The following is a 1,318-nucleotide window of genomic DNA, read 5'->3' as shown; positions in this document are numbered from 1 at the left end:
GCAAACAAACATAAAGAACATAACTACAGCTGATGATAAAACCAAACATGTAATCATTGTAAATAATTCCTTAAGCGTAAAGCCCTTATATGCCTCTTCCTTATATTCATAAAAATTATTATTTATATCATGTTTCATATTTATAACCCAAATGCCTTTCTGCAGATATTTTCTGAACCCTTGTAAGCCGCTGTTATGGTTAGCATTTTAGCGATAACTTCAACCATAATTAATAATCCATTATCATCAGCTCCTATTGACACCGAAGATAAAAATGTTCCAGATAATGCCAAAACCACACCCATAATTACTATTTCAAATATATAAGTTAACGTAGTTTTAATGTATGAGAAACCTGTATGACTAAGATTTCCGCCACCTGCTATAGTTGAAAGAGCAATTGTTGCAAACGGTAATATTATAAATAGATTTAAAAATCTTCCGAAAGTAGCAAAAATCATTATGCAACAACATGCTAAAGTTATTAGTATGAATAAGATACTAAGTAACCAAGATCCAACATCACCAAAACCAATTCCTTCTTCTATCGATGCTCCTACTTTTTCAGCATCAAACATATCCGATTCTTTCTTTGTTGCCAATAACATAATAATTGCCCAGGAATATAATTTTGGAACCAAAGTAATAAAATTAGCTATCAAATTACTTACAATAATTAGTCTGATATATTCCTTTATTGAAGAATTTAGTGTTAGATCTGCTTTAACATCAAATGAATCTCTGCAAAAACCATACACAAAAAATAAGACCATAAGAGAAACACCTATGGCACTAAATGTAGTATATAACTTACTTACCGTGCCATAGCCCCCCTTATAAGCTCCTTTTGTTGGATTAATAGATAATAAATCATATAACAGCGACATTGTTGAATTAAATAAATTAAGTGCAGTTTCAATAAATTTATCTGTACTTAAATCTATAGCTGTATACATATCTTTCACCTCTTCTTATGTAAATAACTTAACTAAAAGCGAAACTGAGATGATTAATGATGCTGCAGCAAGTTTCTTAATGTTTTGCATTATTTCTGTTCCATTACCACCAGATATACTGGATGCCAAATCCACAACTGCAATAACTGCAAAAATACCGCCACCTGCAGCTGCAATTGAAATTATAATATTCTTAAAAGAATCAATACCTTTTGTAACTTTAGAAACATCTACTTCTGTTTCTTTTTCAGCAAATACGTAAATACTATTTACTAATAAAATACATAATGTTGTTAAAATGCATGTTATTCTTTTCTTTAATTTGTTCATATTATCCTTCCTTTCTTACCTGAAAAAAGAGA

General features: G+C 30.0%; 2 protein-coding genes. Both read right to left on the bottom strand.

Going from position 1 to position 1,318, the window contains the following annotated elements; translation table 11 throughout:
• Window positions 1-140: 140 nt before the first annotated feature.
• Window positions 141-956, bottom strand: coding sequence for a hypothetical protein (locus tag B5D16_RS12305; protein ID WP_078767258.1), 816 nt, complete (start codon window positions 954-956; stop codon window positions 141-143).
• Window positions 957-971: 15 nt separating this feature from the next.
• A complete protein-coding gene (locus B5D16_RS12300) occupies window positions 972-1,286 on the bottom strand; it encodes a major capsid protein (RefSeq protein ID WP_078767257.1) in 315 nt (104 codons plus the stop codon).
• Window positions 1,287-1,318: the final 32 nt, after the last annotated feature.

The sequence above is a fragment of the Eubacterium uniforme genome, assembly GCF_900167115.1.
Classification (GTDB): Bacteria; Bacillota; Clostridia; order Lachnospirales; family Lachnospiraceae; genus Eubacterium_S; species Eubacterium_S uniforme.
Note: the sequence above shows the minus strand (reverse complement) of the source record. Positions and strands in the feature narration are given on the sequence as shown.

Coding starts and splice junctions, on each gene's coding strand:
- B5D16_RS12305 (WP_078767258.1), bottom strand. CDS start 956: ATGTATACAGCTATAGATTTAAGTACAGATAAATTTATTGAAACTGCA.
- B5D16_RS12300 (WP_078767257.1), bottom strand. CDS start 1,286: ATGAACAAATTAAAGAAAAGAATAACATGCATTTTAACAACATTATGT.